Genomic DNA, 26,372 nt, shown 5'->3' on the forward strand with positions numbered 1-26,372 from the left:
CCGCCTGATTGAACGTGCAGTTGTTGACCGGCCGTGATCTGGTTGGTTCGCCCCTCCAGACCACCGGCCATTCCGTGGCCATATCGCCATTATCGTGTTGATCAGGTGTAGCAAGGGCTATGCCGGGATTCTTGTCGGACAATGGATACGGCACAAAAAAGGCGAGCCCATGGCTCGCCTTGTTTATTTGTGGCCCGTTTCAGGGCGCGTGACCGCTCACAGTGCAATCAGCCGGTCAGCATTCCACCCAGTTCACCGCCAAGCCGCCCCTTGAAGTCTCTTTGTATTTGTCGTGCATGTCGGCGCCGGTATCACGCATGGTGCGGATCACCCGGTCGAGGGAAATGAAGTGGTTGCCGTCGCCGCGCAGAGCCATTTGCGTGGCGTTGATCGCCTTGACCGCCGCGATGGCATTGCGCTCGATACACGGCACTTGCACCAGGCCGCCCACCGGGTCGCAGGTCAGGCCGAGGTTGTGTTCCAGGCCGATTTCAGCGGCGTTTTCCAGTTGTTCCGGGGTTGCTCCGAGCACGTCGGCCAGGCCGGCAGCGGCCATGGCGCAGGCCGAACCGACCTCACCCTGACAGCCGACTTCGGCGCCGGAGATGGACGCATTTTTCTTGCATAAAATGCCGACGGCGGCCGCGCCCAGGAAGAAATTGACGACGTCGTCGTCAGACGCATCCGGGTTGAATTTCATGTAGTAGTGCAACACCGCCGGAATGATCCCGGCGGCACCGTTGGTCGGCGCGGTCACCATGCGTCCGCCAGCGGCGTTTTCTTCGTTGACGGCAAGGGCGAAGAGGTTGACCCACTCCATTGCCGACAGCGTCGAGCTGATGACATTCGGCTTGCCGATTTCCAAAAGACTGCGATGCAATTTCGCTGCACGGCGCGGGACATTCAGACCGCCGGGCAGAATGCCTTCGTGGCGCAGGCCTTGTTCGACGCACTCTCGCATCACCGACCAGATGTGCAACAGACCTTGACGGATCTCAGCGTCGGAGCGCCAGGCGCGTTCGTTGGCCATCATCAATTCGGAAACACGCAAATTGTGCTGTTTGCACAGCGACAGGAGTTCGGCGGCGCTGGAAAAGTCGTACGGCAACACCACGTCACCGGCCGGTGATACACCGGACTCGGCTTCTGCCGCTTCGATAATGAAACCGCCGCCTACCGAGTAGTACGTCTGCGTGAACAGTTCGGCGGTTTCGCCAAAGGCTGTCAGAGACATGGCGTTGGGGTGGTAGGGCAGGTTCTCGTCCAGCAACAGCAGATCGCGTTGCCAGTTGAAGGCGATCGAGCGTCCACCCGCGAGGGGCAGTTGGCCGGTTTCGCGCAGTTGCTGGATACGTGGCTCGATGGTCGACGGATCGATGCTGTCTGGCCATTCTCCCATCAGGCCCATGACCGTGGCGCGGTCTGTGGCATGGCCGACGCCAGTGGCCGACAGCGACCCGTACAAACGGATTTCCACACGACCTACGTCGTTCAACAAGCGTTGATCGGTCAGCGCCTGAGCGAAGGTTGCAGCGGCGCGCATCGGGCCGACGGTGTGGGAACTGGACGGACCGATGCCGACTTTGAATAGATCGAAAACACTGATAGCCATGCTAAACCCTTACAAGCAATGGAGTAGGAATCGCTGCCATTTTTTGTCGGACAAGCGCAATGTCGGCGATACTGCCTGCCTCGGTCTGCCGTGACCAACGAAACTTCCTAAGACAGCCTTTAGCAGGACTAAACAATGAGTCGTCAATTGCATGCCCAGACCTACGTCTGGCTGCAGGTGTTTTCCTGTGCCGCGCGGCACCTGTCGTTCACCCGTTGTGCAGAAGAACTGCACATCACGCCGGGTGCGGTCAGTCAGCAAATCCGCCAATTGGAAGAGCGCCTCGGTTTCCGTCTGTTTCATCGCCGTGCGCGTGGCGTGGAATTAAGCGCGCAAGGGCAGCGACTGGCGATAACAGTCAACGAAGCTTACGGCAGCATCGACGCCGAGCTGCGCCGACTCGATGCCGGGATGATCAGCGGGATTTTGCGGGTGCGTTCGATTCCGTCATTCCTGAGCAAATGGCTGACTCCACGCCTGCCTCGCCTGCAACAGCGTTTTCCGGATATCCAGTTGCGGCTGGTGGCCGAGGACAGCAGCGTGCCGTTACATGAGGGCGACTTTGATCTGGCGATCGACCTGAACGACGGCAGCTATCCGGGGCTGTTATCCACAGCCTTGCTCGACGAGCAGATTTTTCCGGTGTGCGCGCCGAGCCTGCTACGTGGACGTCCACCGCTGCATGGCCCGGCGGATCTGGTGCATTTCCCGTTGTTGCACGACATCACCGCCTGGCGTGGCAGTTATGAATATGCAGAGTGGGAATTCTATTTGAACGCGATTGGCTTCGAAGGCGCCGACGTGCGGCGGGGGCACACGTTCAATCGCAATCACCTGACCATCGAAGCGGCCATCGCCGGCATGGGCGTGGCGATTGCCCGGCGCACGCTACTCAATGATGAGCTGGAGCGGGGCGCATTGATCGTGCCGTTCGGGCTGTCGGTGCCCAATCATAAACGTTATGTATTGCTGTATGCGCCAGGGGCGTTGAGCCATCCGGGCGTGCGTGCGGTGCACGATTGGCTGGTGGAAGAGGCGGGGATTTTTCGCAGTTTGCACCCGCTGAACGACGGGCAATTGTGAGCGAATTTTGCAGAGTGACGAGGCGACCCAACTCCCGACCTTACCAGCGCTTTGCCCGGTTGTCCGGCTTTTTTTGCGAATGAAAATTTTTCTTTTTTCAGGGGTTGAAATGTTTGGCAGTCGGGCCGATTGTTGTAATCAAGGGGTCACGAAATCCTGTTCAAGGCCTCTTGCGAGCTAGCTGAAATAAGGGATGAACTATGCAAATCCAAGTCAACAGCGATAACCATATTCAAAGTAGTCAACGACTGGAGGAGTGGGTACGTACAACCATTGAGAGCACGCTCGAACGTTATGAAGAAGACCTGACCCGTGTCGAAGTCCACCTGAGCGACGAGAACGGTGACAAACCAGGTCCCCATGACTTGCGCTGCCAACTGGAAGCGCGGCCAAAAGGCCATCAACCGATTTCCGTCACCCACAAAGCCGATTCGCTGGAACAGGCGATCGATGGTGCAGCCGAAAAACTGGAACACGCGCTGGAGCACCTGTTTGGCAAATTGCGCGGCAAACCACGCGCCGCTGTGGTGCCATTTAGCAAGGCGAATGACGCACTGCTGGAGCAAGAGTTTCTCGAGAATGAACAGGCAGCGATCAACAGTTGATGCGCTGATTATTTAATCACCCAATGAGAACGGGCCTGCTGATGCAGGCCCGTTTTGTTTTCAGTGGTGGTCAAAACGCCACAGAAGTCTGCACATACACCGTCCGCGGTTCCCCCACGTATTTACCCTTGTTGTTGTCATCGAACGAACGCGTGAAGTATTGCGTGTTGAAGATGTTCTTCACCCCCACCGCCACATTCAGATCCGACAATTGCGGGCCGAAGTCATAGCCCGCGCGACTGCTGAACAGCATGTAGCCCGGGATCTTACCGGTGCTGCCGTCGGCGCTTTCTTTTGAGGTGTTGGCGTTGTCGGCAAACTGATCGCTCTGGAAGCTGCTGTCCAGATTCAACTTCCACGGCCCCTCGGTGTAACCGACGCCAAGCGTGCCTTTGTGTTTCGAAGAGAACGGCACGCGATTACCTTTGTTCGGCCCGTCTTCGCGGATGGTCGCATCGACGTAGGCGTAAGAGGCGTAGACATCGAAGCCGGCCAGCGCCGGGCTCAAGTCGTCCAGCGCATAGTTGACGCTGGTTTCGATGCCTTGATGGCGGGTTTCGCCACGAGCGATCACCGAATCATTGGTCTGGTTACTTTCGTATTGGTTGTCGAAGTTGATCAGAAACGCGCCAATCTCTGCGCGCAACGCGCCGTTGTCGTAACGGGTGCCGAGTTCCCAGGTACGCGCCTTCTCCGGTTTCACTTCGCCGCTGCTCACGCGGTTGGGCATCTGGCTGTACTGCACGCTGCCGAACGAACCTTCGGTGTTGGCGTACAGGTTCCAGCTGTCAGTCAGGTGATAAAGCACGTTCAGTGCTGGCAGCGCGGTGTTGTAGTCGCCCTTGTATTTGACGTTGGTGAGGTTGTTGGTCTGCTGCGACTCGATCATTTCGTAGCGCACGCCCGGGGTGATCGTCCACTTGCCGATGTCGATACGGTCGTCGACGAAGAACGCATTGGCTTCGGTGCCGCCGCGCGTATCGCGGTCGTTGCGGCTGTCGGTGGTCGGGTATTGATTGCTGGCAATCGGCGTGCGGTAGCGCAATTCGTGGCCGGCCTCGTTGATGTAGCGATAGCCGACGCCGACTTCATGGCTGGTCGGGCCGAGGTCGAAACCCTGGGCGAAACGCGTTTCAAAGCCGCGCACCCAATACTCGCGTGGCGACAGCGACAGGAAGCTGCCCTGATCCAGATAACCGCTGCGCAGGGTTTTGGTGAAGAAGGTGTTGGCGGTGAATTCGCGGCGATCTTCCTGATAGCGGTAACCGAAATTGAACATCGTGCGCCGGCCCCAGAACTGATCTTTCGGCCGCGTTGATTGGTACGGATCGGCATCGTAATCAGCCACGTTCAGGCCTCCGGGCATGTCAGCCTTGCCTTCGTAATACTGAGCCATGGCGTTGAAACTGTTGGCCTCGTCGAGCTGGTATTTGCCCTTGAGGATCAGGTCGTCGATCTCGGTATCGCTGTGCTCACGCCAGTCGCCGCCGCGAGTGCCGGAGTACAACAAAGCCCCGCCCAGACCGTTCTCGTTGGTGCCGCCGGCCAGCAGATTGGCGCTGGTCTTGAAGCCGTCGTGGCTCGACGACGGACTGGTTTCCGTCTGGAAGCCGCCCTTGACCGTCGGCTCGTCGGGAATCGCCCGGGTCACGAAGTTGACCACGCCACCGACGTTCTGCGGGCCGTAACGTACCGCGCCGCCGCCGCGCACCACGTCCACGGCATCCATGTTGCCCATACTGATCGGTGCGAATGACAACTGTGGTTGACCATACGGCGCGAAGGGCACCGGGATGCCATCCATCAACACCGTCGAGCGTGCGGCGAGACGTGGATTGAGACCGCGAATGCCGAAGTTCAGCGCCATATCATGGCTGCCGGTGCCGTTGTTTTCCGGGGCGTTGACGCCGGGAATGCGGTTGAGCACATCGCGCGCCCGGGTGGCGCCCTGGCGTTCGAAATCTTCGCGGCGGATCACGTCGCGAGCGCCAGGATGTTCGAAGACGTTGATTTGCTGCGCATCACCGAGCCAGTCGCCGACCACTTTGGAGGTGTCCAGCTCCAGCGCTGCGTTACCTGCCGGTTGCAGGCTGAAAGCGTTGTCGCCCTCGGCGCGCGCTTGCAGGCCGGTACCTTCGAGCAATGCGTCAAGACCTTGCTCTGGCGTGTAACTGCCTTCCAGGCCGCGGCTTTGCACGCCACTGGTGACTTGTGAGCCGAAAGAAATCAGCAACCCGGCTTCGCGGCCAAATTGATTGAGGGCGTTTTCCAGCGACGACGGCGCAATGTGATAAGCCTTGGCGTCGGCAGCCAGCGCGACGGGCAGGGCGCTGAAACTCAGGCTGGCGCCGAGGACAAGGTTGCGCAGACTGCGGGCCAGCGGCGTGAGGCGGGTGGGGTGCATGTCGGATGATCCTGAGAAGGTTGAATCAAGGGGGCTTTCCTTCTCTGTCACGCCAGATCTGAAAAACGGCTCATTTGTTTTTAAGTATTTTCAAACCCGTGCTTCGACACTGACCCAGTAGCGGGTAAATCGCTTCACGTTCACCGGCAAGCTGATTTCCAGCAGGTCGAGAATCCGCTCGCTGTCGTCAAGTGGATAAGTCCCGGAGACCAGCAGATCGGCGACCTTCCTGTCGCAATTGAGCTGCCCGCGACGGTAGCGTCCCAGCTCATCGAGGAAATCACCGAGGCGCATGTGCGCGGCGACCAGCATGCCGTCGACCCAAGCGCCGCTGTTGGCGTCCAGTGATTTGGGTTCACTGACAGCGGTCGCGGTAAAACTCAGTTGTCGGGCGCCAGGCAGCAGCATTGGCGCGCGTGCGTTGCTGGTCAGTTCGACTCGACCTTCGAACAGCGCGACGTGCGTGCGATCGGCAAACTGACGTACGTTGAGGCGCGCGCCCTGGCTTTTCAGAACACCCTGCGCGGTGCGTATCTCGAATGATTGCGAGGCGCTCAGGAGCATTTCGCCTTCCAGTAAACGAATCAGCCGCTGCCCGCCATCTAAATCCACTGAACTGGCCGTGTTGAGGTGCAACTGGTCGCCCGCACCCAATGCAATTTTGCGTCGCTGACCCACCGGGCTGCGGTAATCGGCGAGCAGCGGCGGCAGCGGATTGTGCTCGCGCATGCCCCAGGTAACGGCGGAGCCGGCGCCAAGAATCAGCAACAGTTTCAGTGCCTGACGGCGGCCGCCGGACTTTGGCCCGTTCAACGCCGCGTGCGCCAGCGGCGAGGACACGCCGCGCAAGCGCTGGTTGACTCGCGCGATGTGCTCCCAGGCGCGGCGGTGTTCGCTGTGCGCGTCCAGCCACTGTTGCAACGCCTGTTGCTGGCGCGCGCTGAACGCGCCTTGCTGCATTTCCAGCAGCCAGCTCACAGCCTGTTCGGCCACTTGTGCGGAGAAATCCGGGGCGCGGTTCACAGGGCGAAATAGCAGCGCATCGCCGCTTTGTTCAGATGGCGTTTGACCGTGGCCACAGAAATGCCCAGTTCAGCGGCGATCTGCGGATAGGTCAGGCCATCGACTTGCGCCAATAGAAAGGCGCGTTTGACCAGCCGTGGCAAACCGTCGAGCAGTTGATCCAGCTCCATCAGGGTTTGCAGGATGATCGCTTTGTCTTCTTCCGACGGCGCCACTAATTCCGGCATCTGCGCCAGGGTGTCGAGGTAGGCGCGCTCCAGATCCTGCCGGCGGTAGTGATTGCACAGCACGCGCTTGGCAAGGGTGGTGAGAAAGGCGCGCGGCTCGATGATCACCGGTGCTTCGCGGGCGGTCAGCACTTTGATGAACGTGTCTTGCGCCAGATCCGCCGCGCTGTCCGGGCAGCCGAGTTTGAGCCGCAACCAGCCGGTCAGCCAGCTGTGGTGGGCTTGATAGAGCGATTCGACGGGATGGGCGGACGGCAACGGTATTACTCCGGGCGCACTGTTTGTACGTTAGAGAACAAGAACTGTTCGCATTGTAGGGGCGTCGGAGGTTGGCCGGCAATCAGATGCTTTTGCGTATGAGAATATTTATCATTAATATTGCTCGCCTGTTGGTTCGGCTTGTCGGCCGGACGTTTTCCGTTTCAGGGTCGAAACATGAAAGCCAAACTCGCCACGCTCCCCATGTCCTATCGTCTTGCCGTCACCTCGCGGGTGCTGGCGGCGGTATTTGGCGGCTATCTGGTTGCTGCGCTGGCCAGTGTCACGCTGACGATGTGGTTGCCCTTGAACCGTGCCGAAGCGGTGGTGACCGGCATGACTATTTCCTTTTTGGTCTATCTGGTCGCGGTGCTTTGGTGTTTCGCCTGCCGCACCGCCTGGTCGGCGTGGGTCGGTTTGCTGGTGCCGAGTGTGATTCTGGCGACCGTCTCCGGCGCAGCGCGCGGATTGGGTTACGCATGAAAGAGGGTTTCCGTCAGGCGATGGCCTGGTTGCACACCTGGGCCGGACTGGTGTTCGGCTGGTTGTTGTTCGCGATTTTCCTGACGGGAACCCTGGCCTATTTCAAGGATGAAACCAGTCACTGGATGCAGCCTGAAATCCCCGCGCGGCCGATCAATGCCGAGGCGAGCCTGACGCTGGCCCAGGATTATCTGCAACAACACGCGGCGGGCGCCTCGCGGTGGCTGATCGACCTGCCCGACGCCCGCGACCCCGGCCTGACCGTTCGCTGGCAACAAGCCCCGGCGAAACCCGGCGAGCGTGGCCGCTTCGAATCCAGAACCCTCGACGCTCAAACCGGCACCGAAGTGCAGGGCCGCGAAAGCATGGGCGGCGAGTTCTTCTACCGGTTCCACTTCCAGCTGCAAATGCCTTATCCGTGGGGCCGCTGGCTGGCGACGATCGCCGCGATGGTGATGTTCGTCGCGCTCATCACCGGGATCATCACCCACAAGAAAATCTTCAAGGACTTCTTCACCTTCCGCCCGCGCAAAGGTCAGCGTTCGTGGCTCGATGGGCATAACGCCGTGGGCGTTTTGGTGCTGCCGTTTCACTTGATGATCACCTACAGCAGCCTGGTGATCTTCATGTCGATGGTCATGCCGGCAAGCATTCTGGCGTCCTACGGCGGCGACGCGCGCAAGTTTTACGATGAGGTTTTCCCGGCCTCGAAGACGCCGGAGCGAGCGAATGTTGCTGCTCCACTGGCACCCATGGCGCCCTTGTTGGCCAAGGCCAGCGAGCAATGGATCGGTGGCCACACCGCGCGGCTCTCGGTGAGCAATCCCGGGGATGAAAATGCCTCGGTGGTGCTGTCGCGCGCCGGCGATCGTGTGGTTCACGATTTTGGCAGCGCAGTGACTTTTAACGGTGTCACTGGGCAGATGCTCAGCAGCACGCCGGATCAACCGGCGGCGATGGCGGTGGGCGGCGCTTTCTATGGTCTGCACATGGGCCACTTTGCCGGGCCGGTGTTGCGTTGGTTGTACTTCATTTGTGGCTTGGCGGGCACAGCCATGATCGGCACCGGGCTGGTGATCTGGCTCGGCAAGCGTCAGCTCAAACACGCCAAGAGCGGTGTGATGCCGTTCGAGTTGCGGCTGGTGGAAGTGCTGAACATCACCAGCATGGCCGGGCTTGTGTCGGCGGTGGCGGTGTTCTTCCTCGCCAATCGGCTGCTGCCAGTGGATCTGGCTGGACGCGCAGATTGGGAAGTGAATGCGTTCTTTATTGCCTGGGGTTTGAGCGTGGTGCATGCGTTATTGCGTACCGGGCGCAAGGCGTGGATCGAGCAGCTTGTGCTGGGTGCCGCGCTATTTATCGCGGTGCCACTGATCAATGCACTGACCACGCCGTGGAATCTCGGCGTAACGCTGGCGCAGGGTGATTGGGTACTCGCCGGTTTCGATCTGACGTGTCTGGCTACCGGTGTTTTCCTGGCCTGGGCCGCGTGGAAGATGCAGCGTGCCGCCACCACGGTCAGGGTCAAAAAAACGCCCCGCGAAACGCACCGGCCGATCACGCTTGAGCAAGGGACAAACTGATGCTGCTGGCGCTTTTGCTTTGCTACGCCGGGTTCACGGCGCTGTGCCTGTCGATGCCTCGGCACCACGATGAATTGCTTGGCCACAAACCTTCGCCGCGACGCCGTCACGGCCTGACGCTGGCGGGTTGGTTGCTGCTGGGCTTATCGATTTTGGCGGCCGTGACGGCCAATGGCTGGAGTTTCGGGCTGGTCGACTGGTTTGCCGTGCTGATGCTCAGCGCATTGGCGCTGGTGCTGTTGCTGCCGTATCGCCCGCGTCTGGCCTTGGCGCTGGCCGGGGTCAGTCTGTTGGCCAGCCCGGTCGCGGCATGGGCGCAGTGCTGAAGTGCTGATCGGTCTGCCTCCGGAATCCCGCGAAGACGAGCCGCGCGGGGCGCGTGCGCATTTTCTGCAGGTGTTCCTGTCCCAACGTTCGCAGATGGAAGCGCTGGTGAACCGGCGCGTCGGTTGCCGGGCGACGGCGGCGGATCTGGTGCAGGATCTGTTTCTGCGTTTCTGGCGTCGGCCCTTGGTGCAAGTCGAGGAGCTCAGCACCTACCTGTTGCGCTGCGCCGGCAACATCGCCATCGACCATCTGCGCAGCGAAGGCACGCGGGTGCGCGTCAACGAAGGCTGGCAACCCGACGCACCGGACAGCCACTGCAGCGAGCCGCAAGCCGCGCTCGAAGCCGGCAATGATCTGCGCCATGTCGAAGCGGCCTTGCGTGCCTTGCCCGAGCGCACCCGGCAGATCTTTTTGCTCAATCGTATCCACGGCCGCAAGTACGCGGAAATCGCCAAAGCCATGGGCCTGTCCCAAAGCGCCGTGGAAAAACATATGATGCGCGCCCTCGAGGCCTGCAAGGCCAGCCTGCGCGAACCCGCGCCACGCACGCCATGGAAAGCACCGTGAAGCACATCGACCGCGTCAACCCGACGCCCGCTCAGGAACAGGCCGCTTTTGCCTGGCTGAGCCTGTTGCATGACCGGCCGAGTGCTGGCGATCAACTCACCTTCAGCCACTGGCTGCGCGCCGACCCGGCCCACGCTGAGGCTTACGCACAGGCGCAAGTGGTCTGGGAGTTGAGCGAAGGGCCGGCGCGGACCCTGGCCGATGAGGAGGCCTTGGCGTTGCAGGGTTATCTCAATGCGATGGATCGTCCGCGTCGTCCACAGCTCTTGCGCTGGTCCGGCGCGCTGGCGATGGCCGCGTGTCTGCTGTTGATGATCAGTCTTGGCACGGGTTGGCAGCCGCAGCGCTGGATCGATGATCTGGGCGCAGATTATGTGTCGGCACCTGGCGAGATCCGCACCGTGACATTGGCCGATAAAACGCAGGTGACACTGGACGCCGACAGCGCCATTGCGGTGAATTTCAGCCATGGCGAGCGTCATGTGCAGTTGCGTCGCGGCGCCGGTTTTTTCAGTGTCACCCACACTGGCGAGCCTTTCGTAGTCGAGGCCGAAAAGGGCCAGGCGCGGGTGCTCGGGACGCAATTTGAAGTGCGTCTGCAAGACCATGGCGCGCAGGTCACGGTGTTGTCCGGGCGGGTTGGTGTGACGGCGGATCGCGGTGCAGCGCAGCAGATTCTTACGGCCGGCCAGCAAGTGGCTTACGGCGATGGCGAGGCGGAAAAACTGCACGCGGTGGACAGCGAAGCGCAACTGGCCTGGCGTCAGGGTTGGCTGACTTACTACAAGTCGACGCTGGCGGATGTGGTGCAAGATCTTCGTCGGTATTACCCGGGACGAATTGTGTTGCTCAACGACGAGTTAGCGGCGCGCAAGGTCAGCGGCAGTTTTCCGAGCAAGGATCCGCAGGCTGTGCTGAGTTCGTTGCAAGGGGTGATGGGGTTTGAGCAGCATCGGATTTTAGGGCAGTTGATTATTTTGCGCTGACATTAAAGTCAAAAGATCGCAGCCTTCGGCAGCTCCTACATGGGATGGGTGTACCCCTGTAGGAGCTGCCGAAGGCTGCGATCTTTTGCTCCTGGAAAATATTTCCAAAATTGTGGTGAGGTAAACCCGAGCCCCATCCGTGTAGTGACTGAAACTGCGAGTCATTCGCATCCGTTGCGGTTCTACACAGGTCATTGAGCAATGAAGTCCAGGGCAAAATCGGGTTTGGTCAAACAGTGGTTGGGCGCTCAAGCGTTGAGTTTTTCCGCATTGGCGTTGCTGCCGATGAGCGTGGCGCTCGCCGCTGAATCCGTCAGCAGCCAGGCGCAAAAGCAGTTCAGTTTCTCCCTGGCCGCCAAACCGCTGCCCCAGGCCCTGAGCGACTTCAGCCGCGTTACCGGGCAAAGCGTGGTCTACACCGATGAAGCGCCGTACGGCCTCACCGCGCCGGCCGTCAACGGTCAGATGAGTGCCGAGCAAGCGCTGCAACGTCTGCTCAGCGGTTCCGGCCTGAGCTTCCGCCGTACCGACAGCCACACGCTGGCGCTGGAGCCACAACCCACTGCCGGTGCGCTGAATCTTGGCGCGACCACCATCACCTCGATGCGTGACGAGTCCATGAGTTACCAGCCGCCGCAAACCAGCTCGGTGATGCGCTCATCGGCCTCGCTTCAGGAAATCCCGCAGACCGTCAATGTCATTCCCGCACAAGTGATCCGCGATCAGGCGCCGCGCAACCTTGATGACGCGCTGGCCAACGTCAGTGGCATCACCCAGGGCAACACCTTGGGCAGCACGCAGGATTCGGTGATGACCCGCGGCTTCGGCGATAACCGCAACGGCTCGATCATGCGCGACGGCATGCCGATCGTGCAGGGCCGAGGCATGAACGCCACGGTTGATCGCGTCGAAGTGCTCAAAGGCCCGGCGTCTTTGCTCTATGGAATTCAGGACCCGGGCGGGGTGGTCAACCTCGTCAGCAAGAAGCCCGAACTTGAGCAATACAACGCGCTGACCCTGCGCGGCTCGACCTATGGCGAAGGCAAGAATGGCAGCGGCGGCACCTTCGACAGCACCGGTGCGCTGGGTGAATCCGGGTTCGCTTATCGCCTGGTACTGGATCACGAAGACGAGGATTACTGGCGCAACTACGGCACCCATCGCGAAACCCTGATCGCCCCTTCTCTGGCTTGGTTCGGCGAGCGCACGAAGCTGTCGTTCGGCTACGAGCATCGCGAATTCCTCACGCCGTTCGATCGCGGCACGGTGATCGATCCGCGCACCAACCATCCGCTGAACATCTCACGCAAGGAACGTCTCGACGAGCCGTTCAACGACATGGAAGGGCGTTCGGATTTGTATCACTTCGAGGCCGATCACGAACTCAACGATGACTGGAAAGCCCACTTCGGCTACAGCTGGAACCGCGAAACCTACGACGCCAGCCAGGTACGCATCACGGCCATCGACACCAATAAAGGCACGCTGACCCGCAGCATGGACGGCACTCACGGCGCGATCAGCACCGACCGTTTCACCACCGCCAGCCTCGAAGGCAAAGTCAACGTGTTGGGCATGCAGCATGACCTGGTGTTCGGCGTCGACGACGAGTACCGCAAGATCTACCGCGCCGACCTGATCCGCCAAAAAAGCCTGACGACCTTCAGCTACACCAACCCGGTGTACGGCCGCGAAGTGGAGGGCACCACAGTCAGCCCGGCGGACAGTGCGCAGACCGATTTGCTGCGCAGCGATTCGATATTTCTGCAGGACTCGATCCACCTCAACGACCAGTGGATTCTGGTCGCTGGCGGACGCTTTCAGGAGTACGACCAGTACGCCGGCAAAGGCGTACCGTTCAAGGCCAACACCGACAGCAATGGCCAGAAATGGGTGCCGCGCGCAGGCCTGGTGTATCGCTACACCGACGAGCTGTCGTTCTATGGCAGCTACACCGAATCGTTCAAGCCCAACTCGACCATTGCCCCGCTGAGCGGCAGCAGCACCGTGCTCGACGGGAGTATTGCGCCGGAAGAAGCCAAGTCGTGGGAGCTGGGCGCACGGCTGGATATGCCGGGGCGCATCACCGGCAACATCGCGCTGTTCGATATCAAAAAACGCAACGTGCTGGTGGCCAACTCCGAAGGCCCGACGACGATTTACAGCGCTGCCGGTGAAGTGCGTTCGCGCGGTCTGGAAGTGGACATGACCGGTCAGTTGAGCGACCGCTGGAGCATGATCGGCAGCTACGCCTACACCGATGCCGAAGTCACCGAAGACCCAACTTACAAGGGCAAACGCCTGCAAAACGTGGCGAAGAACAGCGGCTCATTGTCGGCGGTGTATGACTTCGGCAGCGTGATCGGCGGCGATCAACTGCGCATCGGTGCCGGAGCACGCTATGTCGGTGAGCGAGCGGGTAATGCGGTGAATGATTTCGACCTGCCGAGCTACACCGTGGCCGATGCCTTCGCTACTTACGACACCAAAGTCGAAGGGCAGAAGGTCAAGTTTCAGCTCAACGTGAAGAACCTTTTTGATCGCACGTATTACACCTCGGCGGCGAGTCGGTTCTTTGTGTCGATGGGGGATTCGCGGCAGGTTTCGCTTTCCAGCACCCTGGAGTTCTGATCCGCAACCGCGTCATCGTTCATCGCGAGCAGGCTCGCTCCCACAGGGAGCTGCATTCCAAATGTGGGAGCGAGCCTGCTCGCGAAGAGGCCCTGAAAGGCACTTAAGATTTCAGGCCTAACGCAAGAACGCCTGCCGATACTCGCCGGGCGTCCCGCCTAAAACCTGCTTGAACCGATTGGTGAAATGACTCGCACTGGCAAACCCGCACGCCAGTGCAATCTCCCCCAGCGGCAACGCGGTTGCGCGCAACAACTCCCGCGCCCGGCTCAAACGTCGTGCCAGCACATACTGATGCGGCGGCAGGCCGAAGCTCACGCGAAACATCCGCGCAAAGTGGTATTCCGACAACGCACACAACCCGGCCAATTGCCCGAGGCTGATCGGCTCGGCCAACTGTGCGTCGATGAATTCCACCAATTGCCGACGCTGGTGCGGCGCCAGTCCGCCTTTCAAACGTAAACCCTGCCGGGCACCGACCTGACTGAGCAGGGTATGGCTGATCAGTTCATGGGCAAGGCTACTGGTCAGCAAACGCTCGGCGGGTTCGTCCCAATTCAGCGTCAGCAACTGACGAAAGCGTTGTGCCTGTTGCGGGTCTTCGAGAAAGGTCTGCTCACGCAACTGCATCTCTCGCGGCTCGCGATCGAGCAGCGTGACGCAACCGAGGGCAAACTGTTCGGCGCTGAAATACAAATGCGCCAGGCGAATATCGCCATTGATCACCCAACCCGATTCGTGATCGGCCGGCAGGATGCACAGCTTGTCCGGCCCGCCCTTTTGGCCCGGCTGACCGCGACGAAACGTACCGGTCCCGCCAGCGATGTAGCAGGACAGGGTGTGATGGCTCGGCGCTTCGTATTCCTGAGCATCGTGATGATTGGTCCACAGAGCCGCAGACAAGCCGTCACCGAGCTCGGCGCTGTGCACAAGGCGTGCGTTCGGCGAGCGGTTAAGTGCTTGAAAGACTTGCAGCGTATCGATGGCGGCCATGATCAGTTCTCTTCAACGCCTTGCATCCTACTCCGTAGCCCCGGCGCTGCCAGCCTGCCGGGCGACAAAAGCGCAAGTTTATGCAAGCGCTTGCCGCCTGCCGAAGCAGACACTCAAGGCCTATCAAGGAGTGTTCGTCATGAATCTGTCGTTGTATCTGTTGACCGTGCTGATCTGGGGCACCACCTGGATTGCCCTGAAATGGCAACTGGGCGTGGTGGCGATTCCGGTGTCGATCGTCTATCGCTTCGGCCTCGCGGCGCTGGTGCTGTTCGTTTTACTGTTGCTCAGCCGTCGCTTGCAACCGATGACCCGGCGCGGCCATTTGATCTGCGTGGCTCAGGGCTTGTGCCTTTTTTGCGTCAACTTCATGTGCTTTCTCACCGCCAGTCAGTGGATTCCCAGCGGTCTGGTGGCGGTGGTGTTCTCCACCGCAACCTTGTGGAACGCGCTCAATGCGCGGGTGTTCTTCGGCCAGCGAATTGCCCGCAATGTGCTGATGGGTGGGGCGCTAGGCTTGTTCGGTCTGGGCATGTTGTTTTGGCCGGAGCTGGCCGGTCATCAGGCCAGCCCGCAAACCTTGCTTGGCCTTGGCTTGGCCCTGTGCGGCACCTTGTGTTTTTCGGCGGGCAACATGCTGTCGAGCCTGCAACAGAAGGCCGGTCTCAAGCCGCTGACCACCAATGCCTGGGGCATGGCTTATGGCGCGGCAATGCTGACGGTGTGGTGCCTGGTCAAAGGCATTTCGTTCGACATGGACTGGTCGCCGCGTTACGTCGGTGCGTTGCTGTATCTGGTGATTCCGGGCTCGGTGATCGGTTTCACCGCGTACCTGACGCTGGTCGGGCGCATGGGGCCGGAACGTGCGGCTTACTGCACAGTGCTGTTCCCAGTGGTGGCGCTGAACGTCTCGGCGTTTGCCGAGGGTTACCAGTGGACAGCTCCGGCGCTGGTCGGTCTGGTATTGGTGATGCTGGGTAACGTGCTGGTGTTTCGTAAACCGAAAGCGGTGGTGCCGCCGGTGCAGGGGAAGTTGGCTTGAAATAAACGAGCGCTGAACTTCAGCGCTCGACTTTTAATGTGATGTAAATCATTACCGGGAATATGAAATCAACGATGTGGCGTGCCCAGTCCTTGGCATTCCATGATTGTGAGGTGTCCATGTCAAACCATTCCACCCCCACGGTTTGCAGGCAAACGTAATAAATAAAGATTGCCGCCAGTATGCCCATGATCGAGAACTTTTTTGCCTCGTGGAATATTTCGGCGGAGGCGTTGATGTTGCGATAGAGCTGATAGGTGCCTATCAGGCACAACACCGTATACGTGACTTCCAGTGTGATGATGAACCAGTAGATCCGGTGATGAATCATCGGCGATTCGATGGCTCGGTACTTGATGGTTTCACTGGCAGTGGTGGTGTCCATGCTTAGGATATGGGCCACGTAAGTGTAGTTTGAGTCATAGTCGGTGAAGTTGTGGATCATCACCAGCAGACCAAAGAAACTGATGTAAGCCATCAATATAACTTTGCTGTAGCGGATAAGTTTGTCGGTTGTCAGGGCGTTCAAGGTTTGGGCTCTCCATAGCGCTTGCCGATCATTCGACAGCCGGGAGGAGCTTATAACGCTGTTGTTTAATTTGGTTTGTTGTTCAATTTCAAGTTGTGTATGGCGATAACTAACGGGCAAGTGCGATGTTGCACTTGCCCGTATTTTTTTATCCGCGCCAGACTTGCGGGTTGACCAAGTCCTGCGGGCGTTCGCCGAGCAGCGCGCTGCGCAGGTTGGCGAGTGCGCGATTGGCCATGGCTTCGCGGGTTTCATGGGTGGCGGAACCGATATGCGGCAAGGTCACAGCGTTTTTCAGTTGGAACAGTGGCGACTCGGCCAGCGGTTCTTTCTCGTAGACGTCCAGGCCGGCACCGCGAATCTGATTGTTTTGCAGTGCTTCGATCAGCGCGGGTTCATCGACCACCGGGCCGCGGGAGATGTTGACCAGAATCGCGCTCGGTTTCATCAAGGCCAGTTCGCGATGGCTGATGAGGTGGCGGGTCTTGTCGCTGAGGGGCACCACGAGGCAAACGAAATCGGCTTCGGCGAGCAGTTGGTCGAGGCTGCGAAATTGCGCGCCGAGTTCTTGTTCGAGGTCGCTCTTGCGGCTGTTGCCGCTGTAGATGATCGGCATGTTGAAGCCGAACCGGCCGCGGCGGGCGACGGCGGCACCGATGTTGCCCATGCCGACGATGCCGAGGGTTTTGCCGTGCACGTCACAGCCGAACAGTGGGGCGCCGACGCTGGCTTGCCATTGGCCGGCCTTGGTCCAGGCGTCGAGTTCGGCGACGCGGCGGGCGCTGCTCATGATCAGGGTGAAGGCGAGGTCGGCGGTGCTTTCGGTGAGCACGTCCGGGGTGTTGGTGAGCATGATCCCGCGTTCGTTGAAGTAGTCGAGGTCGTAGTTGTCGTAGCCGACGGAGACGCTGGAGACCACTTCGAGTTTGGCGGCGGTTTCGAGTTGGGCTTTGCCGAGTTTGCGGCCGACGCCGATCAGGCCGTGGGCGTGGGGCAGGGCTTCGTTGAATTGGGCGTTGATGTCGCCGTTTTTTGGGTTGGGGACGATGACGTCGAACTCTTGTTGCAGGCGTTCGATCATTGGGGGGGTGATGCGGCTGAAGGCCAGGACAGTTTTTTTCATCGTTTTTGGCTCTTGTTCGGGCTTGATGCCAAGCAAGCTAACATTTCTGTTTTGGGTTGTCTTGGCGGCCTCTGGGCCGACCATGTTCTTGGGGGTTTTGGGTGTATATCCGTTGCTTGGGGTGTTGCTGATTAGGGTTCCGCCCTTACGGCGGGTCACTTTTTCCAAACGCCGAAAAAGTAACCAAAAAGGCTTGCTCCTACGTACGGCCCGCTCGCTGGGGCTCGGGGTTCCTTCGCTCCGGGATCGATCCGGGCGCAGCGTCTACGGTTTGCTTCGCTGCACCTCCTCTCGCTGTGTTTGGCTTCGCCAAACGGTCGCTGCGCTCCCACCCCCGGATCAATCCCTCCGCTCAGCCTTCCGATGTCGCCCGTGGATCAAGATCAAGAGCTGCAGCCGAGCTAACGCTCATCCTGTTGAGTGGTAAGGAGCGGGTGGTTGGCTTTTGGTTTGTGTTGGATTCGCCCCTCACCCCAGCCCTCTCCCGAGGGAGAGGGAGCTGATTTTTGGGCTTTTCGGAATGTTGATTCGACTCGGTATTCCAAGTCGGCGTAGCTCATCCAGACACCTCGGTCAGTCCCCTCTCCCTCTGGGAGAGGGTTAGGGTGAGGGCAGTTCCAGAGGCTGTTTGAGTTTCAGCAGCATCCCCGGACTGTCCCAGCAAACTTCAATTGCGTGGCGCGGGTTGGGGGATGTCGACGTTATCCAGTACGCGATTCACGGCCAGTTCCGCGAGCATGATGATTTGCTGGATCGCCAGAATGACACGGCGCTGTGGCAAGTCGACGTAGGCGGCGATGTCGCTGCTCATGATGTTGGCTTGGGCCAGTGATTCGCAGGCGTGGACGAGGAGGCTTTCGTTGTCTTGGCCCGGCGCGACCTGAAACATGGTGCTGGGTTTGTGGAAGCGCAGGGTCAGGGCGTTGGGTTTGAGGTAGTGGTCGAGCGCTCGCTCGGCGGCTTCGTGGAATTTCTTCGAGCCGGAAGATTCGTAGGGGGAGGTGTTGTCGGCTTCTGGTGGGTTTGGTGTTGGCTTTTTCATGGGGAACATACTCATGGCAAGTTGACTTGAAGCCGCCACTTTTCGTTTTCCAGACGTAAGGGTGGCAGCCGTGCGCGGACTGGAAAAACCGGCCCAACTCACCAAAACCGGCAGGCCCAAGGGCCTCCCGCGCACAGCCGCCATAACATTGCGAGCAGAAAAAGCGCCGCAGTATGCCATGAGCTTTGGTAGTTGAAATCGGGTTTTCCAGACCCGGTCGCTGATTCGTCAGCGACACCCAAAGCCTATCCACCGCACTTCCGACGGACAACCTGCAAAACACGTCGGAAACTTCCGCGAAAAGCCCAAAATGTAGGAGCTGCCGTAGGCTGCGATCTTTTGATTTTTAAACATCAAGGTCAAAAGATCGCAGCCTGCGGCAGCTCCTGCAGGTTTCACGGTGTGTTGAAAATCAGTTGGCGACGCGTGCTCCGGCGAGGCTGCCGCTGAGTTCGTAGGCGGCCAGTTCTGCCTGATGTGCCGCGAGGATTTCCGGCAGTGAGCCGCGCAGGTATTCGACCCACGTCTTGATCTTTGCATCAAGGTATTGCCGCGATGGGTAGATCGCGTACAGGTTCAGTTCCTGCGAGCGGTAGTTGGGCATTACCCGTACCAGCGTGCCATTGCGCAGCCCTTCGATTGCCGCGTACACCGGCAACACGCCAACGCCCATGCCGCTGGTGATCGCGGTTTTCATGGCGTCGGCGGAGTTCACCAAAAACGGCGAGCTGTTGATGGTGACCATTTCCTGGCCTTCCGGGCCGTCGAAGGCCCATTTTTCCAGCGGGATCACCGGGCTGACGAGGCGCAGGCAGGCGTGGTTGAGCAGGTCGCTGGGCTTTTGCGCGCAGCCGTTGGCTTTCACGTAGGCCGGTGAGGCGCAGACGATGCTGTAGGTGATGCCCAAGCGTTGCGAGACGAAACCGGAGTCCGGCAGTTCGCGGGCCAGCACGATGGAGACGTCGTAGCCTTCATCGAGCAGGTCCGGTACGCGGTTGGCCATGGTCAGGTCGAAGGTCACGTCCGGGTGGGTCTTGCGATAGCGGGCGATGGCGTCGATGACGAAGTGCTGGCCGATGCCGGTCATGGTGTGGACTTTCAACTGGCCGGCGGGGCGGGCGTGGGCTTCGCTGGCCTCGGCTTCGGCTTCTTCGACGTAGGCCAGGATCTGCTCGCAGCGCAGCAGGTAGCGTTTGCCGGCTTCGGTCAGGGCAATGCGTCGAGTCGTGCGGTTAAGCAGTCGGGTTTGCAGGTGGGCTTCCAGATTGGAGACCGCGCGCGAGACGTTGGCGGTGGTGGTGTCGAGCTGCACGGCGGCGGCGGTGAAGCTGCCGGCTTCGGCCACGCAACTGAAGGCGCGCATGTTTTGCAAAGTGTCCATGGGGTGCTCTCAAGGGAGATGGCAAATTGTGACACGAAGTTTCAGGGGCTGAGACCCCCGACCAAGGGATTATCTCGTTAACGGTAACAAAGATTCACAGGATTCCCAGCTTATCGCCGTTCAGGGCGCCCACTAGAATTGCGCCGATCCACACCACTCCTCGCCATATCCCTTCTTTCAGGAATTCGCAGCTGTGCCGCGTCGCATCAACAGAGCGCTTTTGCCGCTCAGTGTTCTGGCTTTTTCCCTGGCTCTTGGCGGCTGCATTTCAACCGAAGGTATTGCTCCGCAGGGCAACGCGCTGGAGGCCAATGATTTGGCCACCGACGACGCCATCGCCCACGCTGCCCGTGACGCCAACTGGCCCACCGCGCAATGGTGGCAAGCCTACGGCGACCCGCAACTGAACCGCTGGATCGACCTCGCCGTACAAGGCAGCCCGAGCATGGCCATGGCCGCCGCGCGAGTGCGTCAGGCCAAAGCCCTGGCCGGTGTCGCTGAAGCGGCCGAGTCGTTGCAGATCAATGGCGAGTCGACCCTCAAGCGTCACAACTGGCCGACCGATCAGTTCTACGGCCCGGGCGAACTGGCCAACACCACCACCTGGGACAACAACGCGGCGCTGGGTTTCAGCTACGCCCTCGACCTCTGGGGCCGCGAAAGCAATGCCAGCGAACGGGCGGTGGATCTGGCGCACATGAGCGCCGCCGAAGCGCGATTGGCGCAGTTGGAATTGCAGAACAACATCGTGCGCGCCTACATCGAGTTGTCGCTGCATTACGCCCAGCGCGACATCGTCGCCGCGACGCTCAAACAGCAACAGCAGATTCTTGAGCTGGCGCAGAAGCGTCTGGACGGCGGGATCGGCACGCACTTTGAAGTCAGCCAGGCTGAAACGCCGTTGCCGGAAACTCATCGGCAACTCGATGCGCTGGACGAAGAGATCGCCCTGAGCCGCAACCAACTCGCTGCACTGGCCGGTAAAGGTCCGGGTGCAGGCGCGCAGTTGCAGCGTCCGACGCTGTCGCTTGGCGCGGCGCTGAAGTTGCCGTCGGCACTGCCCGCTGAACTGCTCGGTCAGCGTCCGGACATCGTCGCCAGCCGCTGGCAAGTGGCGGCGCAGGCGCGCGGGATCGAGGTGGCGCATGCCGGTTTCTATCCCAACGTTGATCTGGTCGGCAGCCTCGGCTACATGGCCACCGGCGGCGGCGCGCTGGAGTTTTTGACCGGCAAGAAACTCAACTACAACGTCGGGCCGGCGATCTCGTTGCCGATCTTCGACGGCGGGCGACTGCGGGCCGAACTGGGTGAAGCGTCGGCCGGTTATGACATTGCCGTGGCGCATTACAACCAGACGCTGGTCAATGCGCTGAAGAACATCTCCGACCAGTTGATCCGCCGCGAGTCGATGGACAAGCAGCAAGGCTTCGCCGCCGAGTCCGTGGCCACGGCGCAGAAGACCTACGACATCGCGATGATCGCCTATCAACGCGGCCTCACCGATTACCTCAACGTGCTCAATGCGCAGACGTTGTTGTTCAAGCAGCAGCAAGTGCAGCAGCAGGTGCAGGCGGCGCGGTTGACGGCGCATGCGCAGTTGGTGACAGCGCTGGGTGGTGGACTTGGTGCCGGCAACGATGTGCCAACTGCCGAACAAACCCAAGCCCCGAAAACCCCGGCTCTCCTGCGGTGAACCTGAACCCGAGGATGGTGAACTCCTGTGGCGAGGGGATTTATCCCCGATGGGCTGCGCAGCAGCCCTAACACCTGCAAACCGGTTCTGCCTGGCACACCGCATTCGCTTTTCTTGGGGCCGCTTTGCAGCCCATCGGGGATAAATCCCCTCGCCACAGGAATTGTGTGATTCACAGATTTTTTCTTCATTCATTGAGCAAGATTTAATGACTCCCTTGCCCGCACCACTGCGCTGGCTCTACTCCCTGGAATGGCGCCGCGGTTTCTTTGACTGGGCGCGCAGTGATGGCGTGACCTGGGTCTACATCTTCAAGGTGTTGCTCGCCGCGTTCCTCACCCTGTGGCTGGCGATGCGTCTGGAATTGCCGCAACCGCGTACGGCGATGATCACCGTGTTCATCGTCATGCAGCCGCAAAGCGGTCAGGTGTTCGCCAAGAGTTTCTATCGCTTCCTCGGCACCCTGGCGGGGTCAGCGATGATGGTCACGCTGATTGCGCTGTTCGCGCAAAACACTGAACTGTTCCTCGGCTCGCTGGCGATCTGGGTCGGTATCTGCTCGGCCGGTGCGGCGCGTTGCCGTAACTTCCGCGCCTATGGTTTTGTCCTCGCGGGCTACACCGCAGCGATGGTCGGTTTGCCGGCGCTGGCGCACCCGGACGGTGCGTTCATGGCAGCGGTGTGGCGGGTGCTGGAGATCTCGCTGGGGATTATCTGCGCCACGGTGGTCAGCGCCGCGATCCTGCCGCAAACCGCCAGTGCGGCGATGCGCAACGCCTTGTACCAGCGCTTCGGGGTGTTCGCTTTGTTCGTCACCGATGGCTTGCGCGGGCGCAGCAAAACCGAATCCTTTGAAGCGAGCAACGTGCGTTTCATCGCCGAGGCTGTGGGGCTGGAAGGGCTGCGCAGCGTGACCGTGTTCGAAGACCCGCACATGCGTCGGCGCAATGGTCGCCTGAGCCGTTTGAACAGCGAGTTCATGGGCATCACCACGCGCTTCAATGCCTTGCATCAGTTGCTCGAACGCCTGCGCGGCAATGATGAAGAACACGTTGTGGCGGCGATCAGACCGGGCTTGCAGGATCTGGCCGAAGTGCTCGACGGTTTCAGCGGCCGGGCACTGACCAGCCCCGATGCGGCGCGGCTGGCGATGGCGCTGGCGACCTACAAGGAAGGCTTGCCGGCGCGGGTGCGCAGCCTGCGCGCAACCTTTCAGGAGAGCGAGCCGAGTGACGCCGAGCAACTGGATTTCCACACCGCGTATGAGTTGCTCTATCGCTTTGTCGATGATCTGCACGGTTACGCGCAGACCCACGCCTCCCTGGCCGATCACCGCCACGAACGCGAGCGCTGGGACGAGCCGTTCACCCCGCAAACCAACTGGTGGGCGGCGGCCGCTTCGGGGATTCGTGCGTCGTTCATCCTGATCGTGCTGGGCAGTTATTGGGTCGCGACGGCGTGGCCGAGTGGCGCGACAATGACCCTGATCGCCGCCGCCACCGTGGGCCTTTCCGCTGCCACGCCGAACCCGAAACGCATGGCCTTTCAGATGGCTTGCGGGACGTTTCTTGGCGCGTTGATCGGCTTCGTCGAGATGTTTTTCATCTTCCCGTGGATCGACGGTTTTCCGCTGCTGTGCGTGATGCTCGCGCCGGTAATCGTACTGGGTTCTTTCCTCACGTCGCGGCCGCAATATGCCGGTGTCGGTCTCGGTTTGCTGATCTTCTTCAGCACCGGTTCGGTGCCGGACAACCTGACCATCTACAACCCCTACACCTTCATCAACGACTACATCGCCATGGTCATGGGCATGCTGGTGTGCGCGGCGGCGGGCGCGATTATTTTGCCGCCCAACAGCCGTTGGTTGTGGCGACGGCTGGAGCAGGATCTGCGTGGCCAAGTGGTCTATGCGATCAGCGGCAAACTCAAGGGGCTTGCGTCGAGTTTCGAGAGCCGCACCCGCGACTTGTTGCATCAGGCTTATGGTCTGGCGGCCGGTGAGCCGAAGGTGCAAAAGAGTCTTTTGCGCTGGATGTTCGTGGTGCTGGAAGTCGGCCACGCGATCATTGAATTGCGCAAGGAGCAGGCGATTCTGCCGGTGCACCCGGCCTATGCCGAATCGCAACCGTGGCGTCAGGCAATCCGTGTGATGGGCCGGGCGTTGGTGCGGCTTTTTCTGCAACCGAACTCAAGCAATCTGGAGCGCGCGCTGGTGGCGGTCGATCACGCGATCAGCCGTGTCGCCGCCACTGACGAACCGTTCGCGCCGCACTTCGATACCTCGGCCCTGCGCCGGGTGAAGAGCTATCTGCACTTCATTCGCACCTCGTTGCTCGACCCGCAATCACCGCTTGGCGCTTTCGCACACGCCAAGCCTGAAGGACTTGCCCATGCCTCGTGAAATCGCTTTCCACGGTGTGTACATGCCGACCATGACCCTGATGTTTTTCATCGCTGCGGCATTGGCCTGGGCGGTGGATCGGTTCTTGTCGGGCTTCGATCTGTACCGCTTCTTCTGGCACCCGGCGCTGCTGCGCCTGAGCCTGTTTACCTGTCTGTTCGGCGCGATGGCGCTGACTGTTTACCGTTGACTCTCTATCTCTGAAGAAGGCTCTGATGAAAAAGTTTTTCAGCCTGCTCGCGACCTTGCTGGTGCTGGCCCTTGCGCTGTGGATCGGCCGGACTTTGTGGGTGCATTACATGAACACGCCGTGGACCCGCGACGGTCGGGTGCGCGCGGACATCATCAACGTCGCCGCCGACGTCACCGGTGAAGTGATCGACGTGCCGGTGCGTGACAACCAATTGGTGAAGAAGGGCGATTTGCTGATGCAGATCGACCCCGAGCATTACCGCATCGCAGTGAAACAGGCGCAGTCGCTGGTCGCTTCACGCAAGTCGACGTGGGAGATGCGCAAGGTCAACGCCCATCGCCGCGCCGATCTGGACAATCTGGTGATCTCCAAGGAAAACCGCGACGACGCCAGCAACATCGCCGACGCCGCGCTGGCCGACTATCAGCATGCGCAGGCGCAACTGGAAGCCGCCGAACTCAACCTCAAACGCACCGAAGTGCGCGCGGCGGTGGACGGCTACGTGACCAACCTCAACGTGCATCGCGGCGACTACGCGCGCATCGGCGAAGCGAAAATGGCCGTGGTCGACATGAACTCGTTCTGGGTCTATGGCTTCTTCGAAGAAACCAAACTGCCGCACGTTCGCGTTGGGGATAAGGCCGACATGCAGTTGATGAGCGGCGAAGTCCTGAAGGGCCACGTGGAAAGCATTTCACGCGGCATCTACGACCGCGACAACCCGGAAAGCCGCGAGCTGATCGCCGACGTCAACCCGACGTTTAACTGGGTGCGCTTGGCACAGCGAGTGCCGGTGCGGATTCACATTGATGAAGTGCCGGAAGGTGTTTTGTTGGCGGCGGGGATTACTTGTACGGTGGTGGTAAGGCAGGACGACATCAAGTCATCAGACTGAAGAAGGCTTTTGTGGCGAGGGAGCTTTCTCCCGCCGGGCCGCGAAGCGGCGCCAAACAACGTGAGCGCTGCGCACTCAAGCGGGAGCGAGTTCCCTCGCCACAGGTGTGGGTTTATCGGTAGAACTTGTCGACCACCCGCAGTCCGGACTCGATGGTTTCGTCGACCGTTAACTGTTTGTCCTTGATGAGGCTGACGATGCGCGGGTCATTGGCGATATTTGCGCCAGGCATTTTCAACTTGGCAGCGCGATCGATCACGATGTAGATCAGCACGTGATCACGGTTCCTGATGAATGGCAGGTCCATGGCATCGCCGATCGACTGCTTCATGTAGGCATAACGTTCGGCGGACGTCAGCCCCTTGAAGGTATCCGGATAGTCCTGATAGATCTGGGCGGAGTAGCGGGCGACGTCCTCTTCCCGCTCTTCGGCGGCTTTGGTTGCCTTGCTGGCGACCTGGGGGACGAGTTCGCTGTAGCGTTTCTCACCCTTGGTAATTTGCTCCGGGGTCATCCGGGTTTTGACGGTTGCATCGGCGTGGGTGTCATCTGCATCGGCCATGACTTTGCTCCACGCGTACGCTTCGATCAGGTTGCCTTGTTCTTCGTACTGCTTGACCAGTTTCTCCTGGGCATCGGGATAACCGTGCTGTGAGGAGCGCACCAGCCAGCGCGTGGCAAGTGCGGCATCTTCCTTCGCCCCGGCGATGCCGTACTTGTACGATTCGTACATGCCGTACTCCGCACACCAGTCATTTTGCATGGCCGCGTAGGCCGTGTAGTTGAAGGCTAAGGTGCGTGTTTGCTCGTTGGCCAGGTCACCATTCTGGCGAATCATTGAGGAGAGGTAGCAAAACGCGCGAGGGTGTTTCGGCGCCGCCATGGCCAGGCAGGTTTTGGCGATATCGCGCGCGCCGTCTTCGTACATCAGCAAACCGGTCCCGAACACAATGTCGCTGTCCATCTGCGCATTGCAGTATTCGTTCGCGGTGACGGTCGGCAACAGGTCTCGCGCGGTCAATTTCGGCAGGGTGTCGTTGAGGGGCACTTCTTGAGTGGCGCAGCCCGCCAGCAAGGTGAGCAATACCAAAGGCAGTACGTTGGAAACTTTCAAAAGTTGTTCCTGAGCTTAGTTGAAGCGTGAGAGCAGGTCTCGCGTCAGACAGGCCAACAAAGCAGCGGCTGTTCCAGGAAGGAACAGCCGGGGGAGGGTTGTATCAGTGTTCAGCAATTCCCTTGCTTCGATGCGTGCGCCAGCGATTCCATGCGCTATCGGGTTCACTTGAAGCGG

23 protein-coding genes are annotated in these 26,372 nt (G+C 60.2%); 13 read left to right on the forward strand and 10 right to left on the reverse strand.

What is annotated here, in order from left to right:
* Positions 1 to 235: 235 nt before the first annotated feature.
* Positions 236 to 1,612, reverse strand: coding sequence for an L-serine ammonia-lyase (locus ACA069_RS04710; protein WP_401267880.1), 1,377 nt, complete (start codon positions 1,610 to 1,612; stop codon positions 236 to 238).
* 135 nt (positions 1,613 to 1,747) lie between these two features.
* On the opposite strand from ACA069_RS04710, the gene ACA069_RS04715 reads away from it, so the two are divergent.
* Together ACA069_RS04715 and ACA069_RS04720 are read left to right on the forward strand one after the other, a co-directional pair.
* The gene (locus ACA069_RS04715; RefSeq protein ID WP_187676835.1) at positions 1,748 to 2,695 is read left to right on the forward strand and encodes a LysR substrate-binding domain-containing protein; all 948 of its coding nucleotides are present in this window, start codon (positions 1,748 to 1,750) and stop codon (positions 2,693 to 2,695) included.
* Between the two features lie 200 nt (positions 2,696 to 2,895).
* Positions 2,896 to 3,300: an HPF/RaiA family ribosome-associated protein gene (locus tag ACA069_RS04720; protein WP_401267877.1), complete on the forward strand. Its 405-nt coding sequence runs from the start codon at positions 2,896 to 2,898 to the stop codon at positions 3,298 to 3,300.
* A 70-nt stretch (positions 3,301 to 3,370) separates the two neighbouring features.
* Here ACA069_RS04720 and fecA read toward each other — a convergent pair whose 3' ends face one another.
* The 3 genes from fecA to ACA069_RS04735 all read right to left on the reverse strand — a co-directional run bounded on the left by fecA (position 3,371) and on the right by ACA069_RS04735 (position 7,212).
* Entirely contained in the window at positions 3,371 to 5,704 is a 2,334-nt protein-coding gene (gene fecA / locus ACA069_RS04725; RefSeq protein ID WP_497616506.1) for a TonB-dependent Fe(3+) dicitrate receptor FecA, read from the reverse strand.
* 90 nt (positions 5,705 to 5,794) lie between these two features.
* Complete coding sequence (locus ACA069_RS04730; protein ID WP_497616508.1) at positions 5,795 to 6,727, reverse strand: FecR domain-containing protein; 933 nt, start codon at positions 6,725 to 6,727, stop codon at positions 5,795 to 5,797.
* Complete coding sequence (locus ACA069_RS04735) at positions 6,724 to 7,212, reverse strand: sigma-70 family RNA polymerase sigma factor (RefSeq protein WP_497616509.1); 489 nt, start codon at positions 7,210 to 7,212, stop codon at positions 6,724 to 6,726. Before ACA069_RS04735 ends, ACA069_RS04730 begins: the two co-directional genes overlap by 4 nt.
* A 177-nt stretch (positions 7,213 to 7,389) precedes the next feature.
* Between ACA069_RS04735 and ACA069_RS04740 the strand changes: the two genes are divergently transcribed.
* From ACA069_RS04740 to ACA069_RS04765, 6 genes are all read left to right on the forward strand, one after another.
* On the forward strand, positions 7,390 to 7,695 hold the full coding sequence (locus ACA069_RS04740; protein ID WP_305441490.1) for a DUF3649 domain-containing protein: 306 nt from the start codon (positions 7,390 to 7,392) through the stop codon (positions 7,693 to 7,695).
* Complete coding sequence (locus ACA069_RS04745; RefSeq protein ID WP_497616511.1) at positions 7,692 to 9,278, forward strand: PepSY-associated TM helix domain-containing protein; 1,587 nt, start codon at positions 7,692 to 7,694, stop codon at positions 9,276 to 9,278. The genes ACA069_RS04740 and ACA069_RS04745 overlap by 4 nt, the downstream gene beginning before the upstream one ends.
* On the forward strand, positions 9,278 to 9,604 hold the full coding sequence (locus tag ACA069_RS04750) for a DUF3325 domain-containing protein (RefSeq protein WP_497616513.1): 327 nt from the start codon (positions 9,278 to 9,280) through the stop codon (positions 9,602 to 9,604). The genes ACA069_RS04745 and ACA069_RS04750 overlap by 1 nt, the downstream gene beginning before the upstream one ends.
* Before the next feature lies 1 nt (position 9,605).
* Complete coding sequence (locus ACA069_RS04755) at positions 9,606 to 10,172, forward strand: RNA polymerase sigma factor (protein ID WP_497616515.1); 567 nt, start codon at positions 9,606 to 9,608, stop codon at positions 10,170 to 10,172.
* The gene (locus ACA069_RS04760; RefSeq protein ID WP_497616517.1) at positions 10,169 to 11,158 is read left to right on the forward strand and encodes a FecR family protein; all 990 of its coding nucleotides are present in this window, start codon (positions 10,169 to 10,171) and stop codon (positions 11,156 to 11,158) included. Before ACA069_RS04755 ends, ACA069_RS04760 begins: the two co-directional genes overlap by 4 nt.
* A gap of 201 nt (positions 11,159 to 11,359) precedes the next feature.
* Positions 11,360 to 13,789, forward strand: a complete 2,430-nt coding sequence (locus ACA069_RS04765; protein WP_497616519.1) for a TonB-dependent siderophore receptor — start codon at positions 11,360 to 11,362, stop codon at positions 13,787 to 13,789.
* 117 nt (positions 13,790 to 13,906) lie between these two features.
* On the opposite strand, the gene ACA069_RS04770 is transcribed toward ACA069_RS04765, so the two are convergent.
* Positions 13,907 to 14,782, reverse strand: coding sequence for a helix-turn-helix domain-containing protein (locus tag ACA069_RS04770; RefSeq protein ID WP_401267861.1), 876 nt, complete (start codon positions 14,780 to 14,782; stop codon positions 13,907 to 13,909).
* Between the two features lie 139 nt (positions 14,783 to 14,921).
* Here ACA069_RS04770 and ACA069_RS04775 point away from each other — a divergent pair, with 139 nt between their 5' ends.
* Complete coding sequence (locus ACA069_RS04775; protein ID WP_497616521.1) at positions 14,922 to 15,824, forward strand: DMT family transporter; 903 nt, start codon at positions 14,922 to 14,924, stop codon at positions 15,822 to 15,824.
* Positions 15,825 to 15,843: 19 nt separating this feature from the next.
* Here ACA069_RS04775 and ACA069_RS04780 read toward each other — a convergent pair whose 3' ends face one another.
* The 4 genes from ACA069_RS04780 to ACA069_RS04795 all read right to left on the reverse strand — a co-directional run bounded on the left by ACA069_RS04780 (position 15,844) and on the right by ACA069_RS04795 (position 19,899).
* Positions 15,844 to 16,353 carry a DUF2165 family protein gene (locus tag ACA069_RS04780; protein ID WP_497616523.1) on the reverse strand — a complete coding sequence of 170 codons (510 nt, stop codon included), beginning with the start codon at positions 16,351 to 16,353 and terminating at the stop codon, positions 15,844 to 15,846.
* Between the two features lie 148 nt (positions 16,354 to 16,501).
* Positions 16,502 to 17,476 carry a 2-hydroxyacid dehydrogenase gene (locus ACA069_RS04785; RefSeq protein ID WP_497616525.1) on the reverse strand — a complete coding sequence of 325 codons (975 nt, stop codon included), beginning with the start codon at positions 17,474 to 17,476 and terminating at the stop codon, positions 16,502 to 16,504.
* Positions 17,477 to 18,143: 667 nt separating this feature from the next.
* Positions 18,144 to 18,518 (reverse strand): DUF6124 family protein, encoded by a 375-nt coding sequence (locus ACA069_RS04790; RefSeq protein WP_497616526.1) that lies wholly within the window; start codon positions 18,516 to 18,518, stop codon positions 18,144 to 18,146.
* A gap of 412 nt (positions 18,519 to 18,930) precedes the next feature.
* Positions 18,931 to 19,899 carry a LysR family transcriptional regulator gene (locus ACA069_RS04795; protein ID WP_103305180.1) on the reverse strand — a complete coding sequence of 323 codons (969 nt, stop codon included), beginning with the start codon at positions 19,897 to 19,899 and terminating at the stop codon, positions 18,931 to 18,933.
* A 193-nt stretch (positions 19,900 to 20,092) separates the two neighbouring features.
* On the opposite strand from ACA069_RS04795, the gene ACA069_RS04800 reads away from it, so the two are divergent.
* The 4 genes from ACA069_RS04800 to ACA069_RS04815 all read left to right on the forward strand — a co-directional run bounded on the left by ACA069_RS04800 (position 20,093) and on the right by ACA069_RS04815 (position 25,081).
* Complete coding sequence (locus tag ACA069_RS04800) at positions 20,093 to 21,592, forward strand: efflux transporter outer membrane subunit (RefSeq protein ID WP_497616529.1); 1,500 nt, start codon at positions 20,093 to 20,095, stop codon at positions 21,590 to 21,592.
* 208 nt (positions 21,593 to 21,800) lie between these two features.
* The gene (locus tag ACA069_RS04805) at positions 21,801 to 23,993 is read left to right on the forward strand and encodes an FUSC family protein (RefSeq protein WP_497616531.1); all 2,193 of its coding nucleotides are present in this window, start codon (positions 21,801 to 21,803) and stop codon (positions 23,991 to 23,993) included.
* A complete protein-coding gene (locus ACA069_RS04810; protein WP_007914106.1) occupies positions 23,983 to 24,183 on the forward strand; it encodes a DUF1656 domain-containing protein in 201 nt (66 codons plus the stop codon). Before ACA069_RS04805 ends, ACA069_RS04810 begins: the two co-directional genes overlap by 11 nt.
* Before the next feature lie 25 nt (positions 24,184 to 24,208).
* On the forward strand, positions 24,209 to 25,081 hold the full coding sequence (locus ACA069_RS04815; RefSeq protein WP_497616533.1) for an efflux RND transporter periplasmic adaptor subunit: 873 nt from the start codon (positions 24,209 to 24,211) through the stop codon (positions 25,079 to 25,081).
* A 112-nt stretch (positions 25,082 to 25,193) separates the two neighbouring features.
* On the opposite strand, the gene ACA069_RS04820 is transcribed toward ACA069_RS04815, so the two are convergent.
* Complete coding sequence (locus tag ACA069_RS04820) at positions 25,194 to 26,195, reverse strand: SEL1-like repeat protein (RefSeq protein ID WP_497616534.1); 1,002 nt, start codon at positions 26,193 to 26,195, stop codon at positions 25,194 to 25,196.
* Positions 26,196 to 26,372 lie beyond the last annotated feature (177 nt).

The organism is Pseudomonas sp. LBUM1652 (genome assembly GCF_059716105.1).

Bases quoted from the DNA above. Each gene is read 5' to 3' on its own strand.
- ACA069_RS04710 (WP_401267880.1), bottom strand. From the start codon at position 1,612: ATGGCTATCAGTGTTTTCGATCTATTCAAAGTCGGCATCGGTCCGTCC.
- ACA069_RS04715 (WP_187676835.1), top strand. From the start codon at position 1,748: ATGAGTCGTCAATTGCATGCCCAGACCTACGTCTGGCTGCAGGTGTTT.
- ACA069_RS04720 (WP_401267877.1), top strand. From the start codon at position 2,896: ATGCAAATCCAAGTCAACAGCGATAACCATATTCAAAGTAGTCAACGA.
- fecA (WP_497616506.1), bottom strand. From the start codon at position 5,704: ATGCACCCCACCCGCCTCACGCCGCTGGCCCGCAGTCTGCGCAACCTT.
- ACA069_RS04740 (WP_305441490.1), top strand. From the start codon at position 7,390: ATGAAAGCCAAACTCGCCACGCTCCCCATGTCCTATCGTCTTGCCGTC.
- ACA069_RS04745 (WP_497616511.1), top strand. From the start codon at position 7,692: ATGAAAGAGGGTTTCCGTCAGGCGATGGCCTGGTTGCACACCTGGGCC.
- ACA069_RS04750 (WP_497616513.1), top strand. From the start codon at position 9,278: ATGCTGCTGGCGCTTTTGCTTTGCTACGCCGGGTTCACGGCGCTGTGC.
- ACA069_RS04765 (WP_497616519.1), top strand. From the start codon at position 11,360: ATGAAGTCCAGGGCAAAATCGGGTTTGGTCAAACAGTGGTTGGGCGCT.
- ACA069_RS04770 (WP_401267861.1), bottom strand. From the start codon at position 14,782: ATGGCCGCCATCGATACGCTGCAAGTCTTTCAAGCACTTAACCGCTCG.
- ACA069_RS04775 (WP_497616521.1), top strand. From the start codon at position 14,922: ATGAATCTGTCGTTGTATCTGTTGACCGTGCTGATCTGGGGCACCACC.
- ACA069_RS04785 (WP_497616525.1), bottom strand. From the start codon at position 17,476: ATGAAAAAAACTGTCCTGGCCTTCAGCCGCATCACCCCCCCAATGATC.
- ACA069_RS04790 (WP_497616526.1), bottom strand. From the start codon at position 18,518: ATGAAAAAGCCAACACCAAACCCACCAGAAGCCGACAACACCTCCCCC.
- ACA069_RS04795 (WP_103305180.1), bottom strand. From the start codon at position 19,899: ATGGACACTTTGCAAAACATGCGCGCCTTCAGTTGCGTGGCCGAAGCC.
- ACA069_RS04805 (WP_497616531.1), top strand. From the start codon at position 21,801: ATGACTCCCTTGCCCGCACCACTGCGCTGGCTCTACTCCCTGGAATGG.
- ACA069_RS04810 (WP_007914106.1), top strand. From the start codon at position 23,983: ATGCCTCGTGAAATCGCTTTCCACGGTGTGTACATGCCGACCATGACC.
- ACA069_RS04815 (WP_497616533.1), top strand. From the start codon at position 24,209: ATGAAAAAGTTTTTCAGCCTGCTCGCGACCTTGCTGGTGCTGGCCCTT.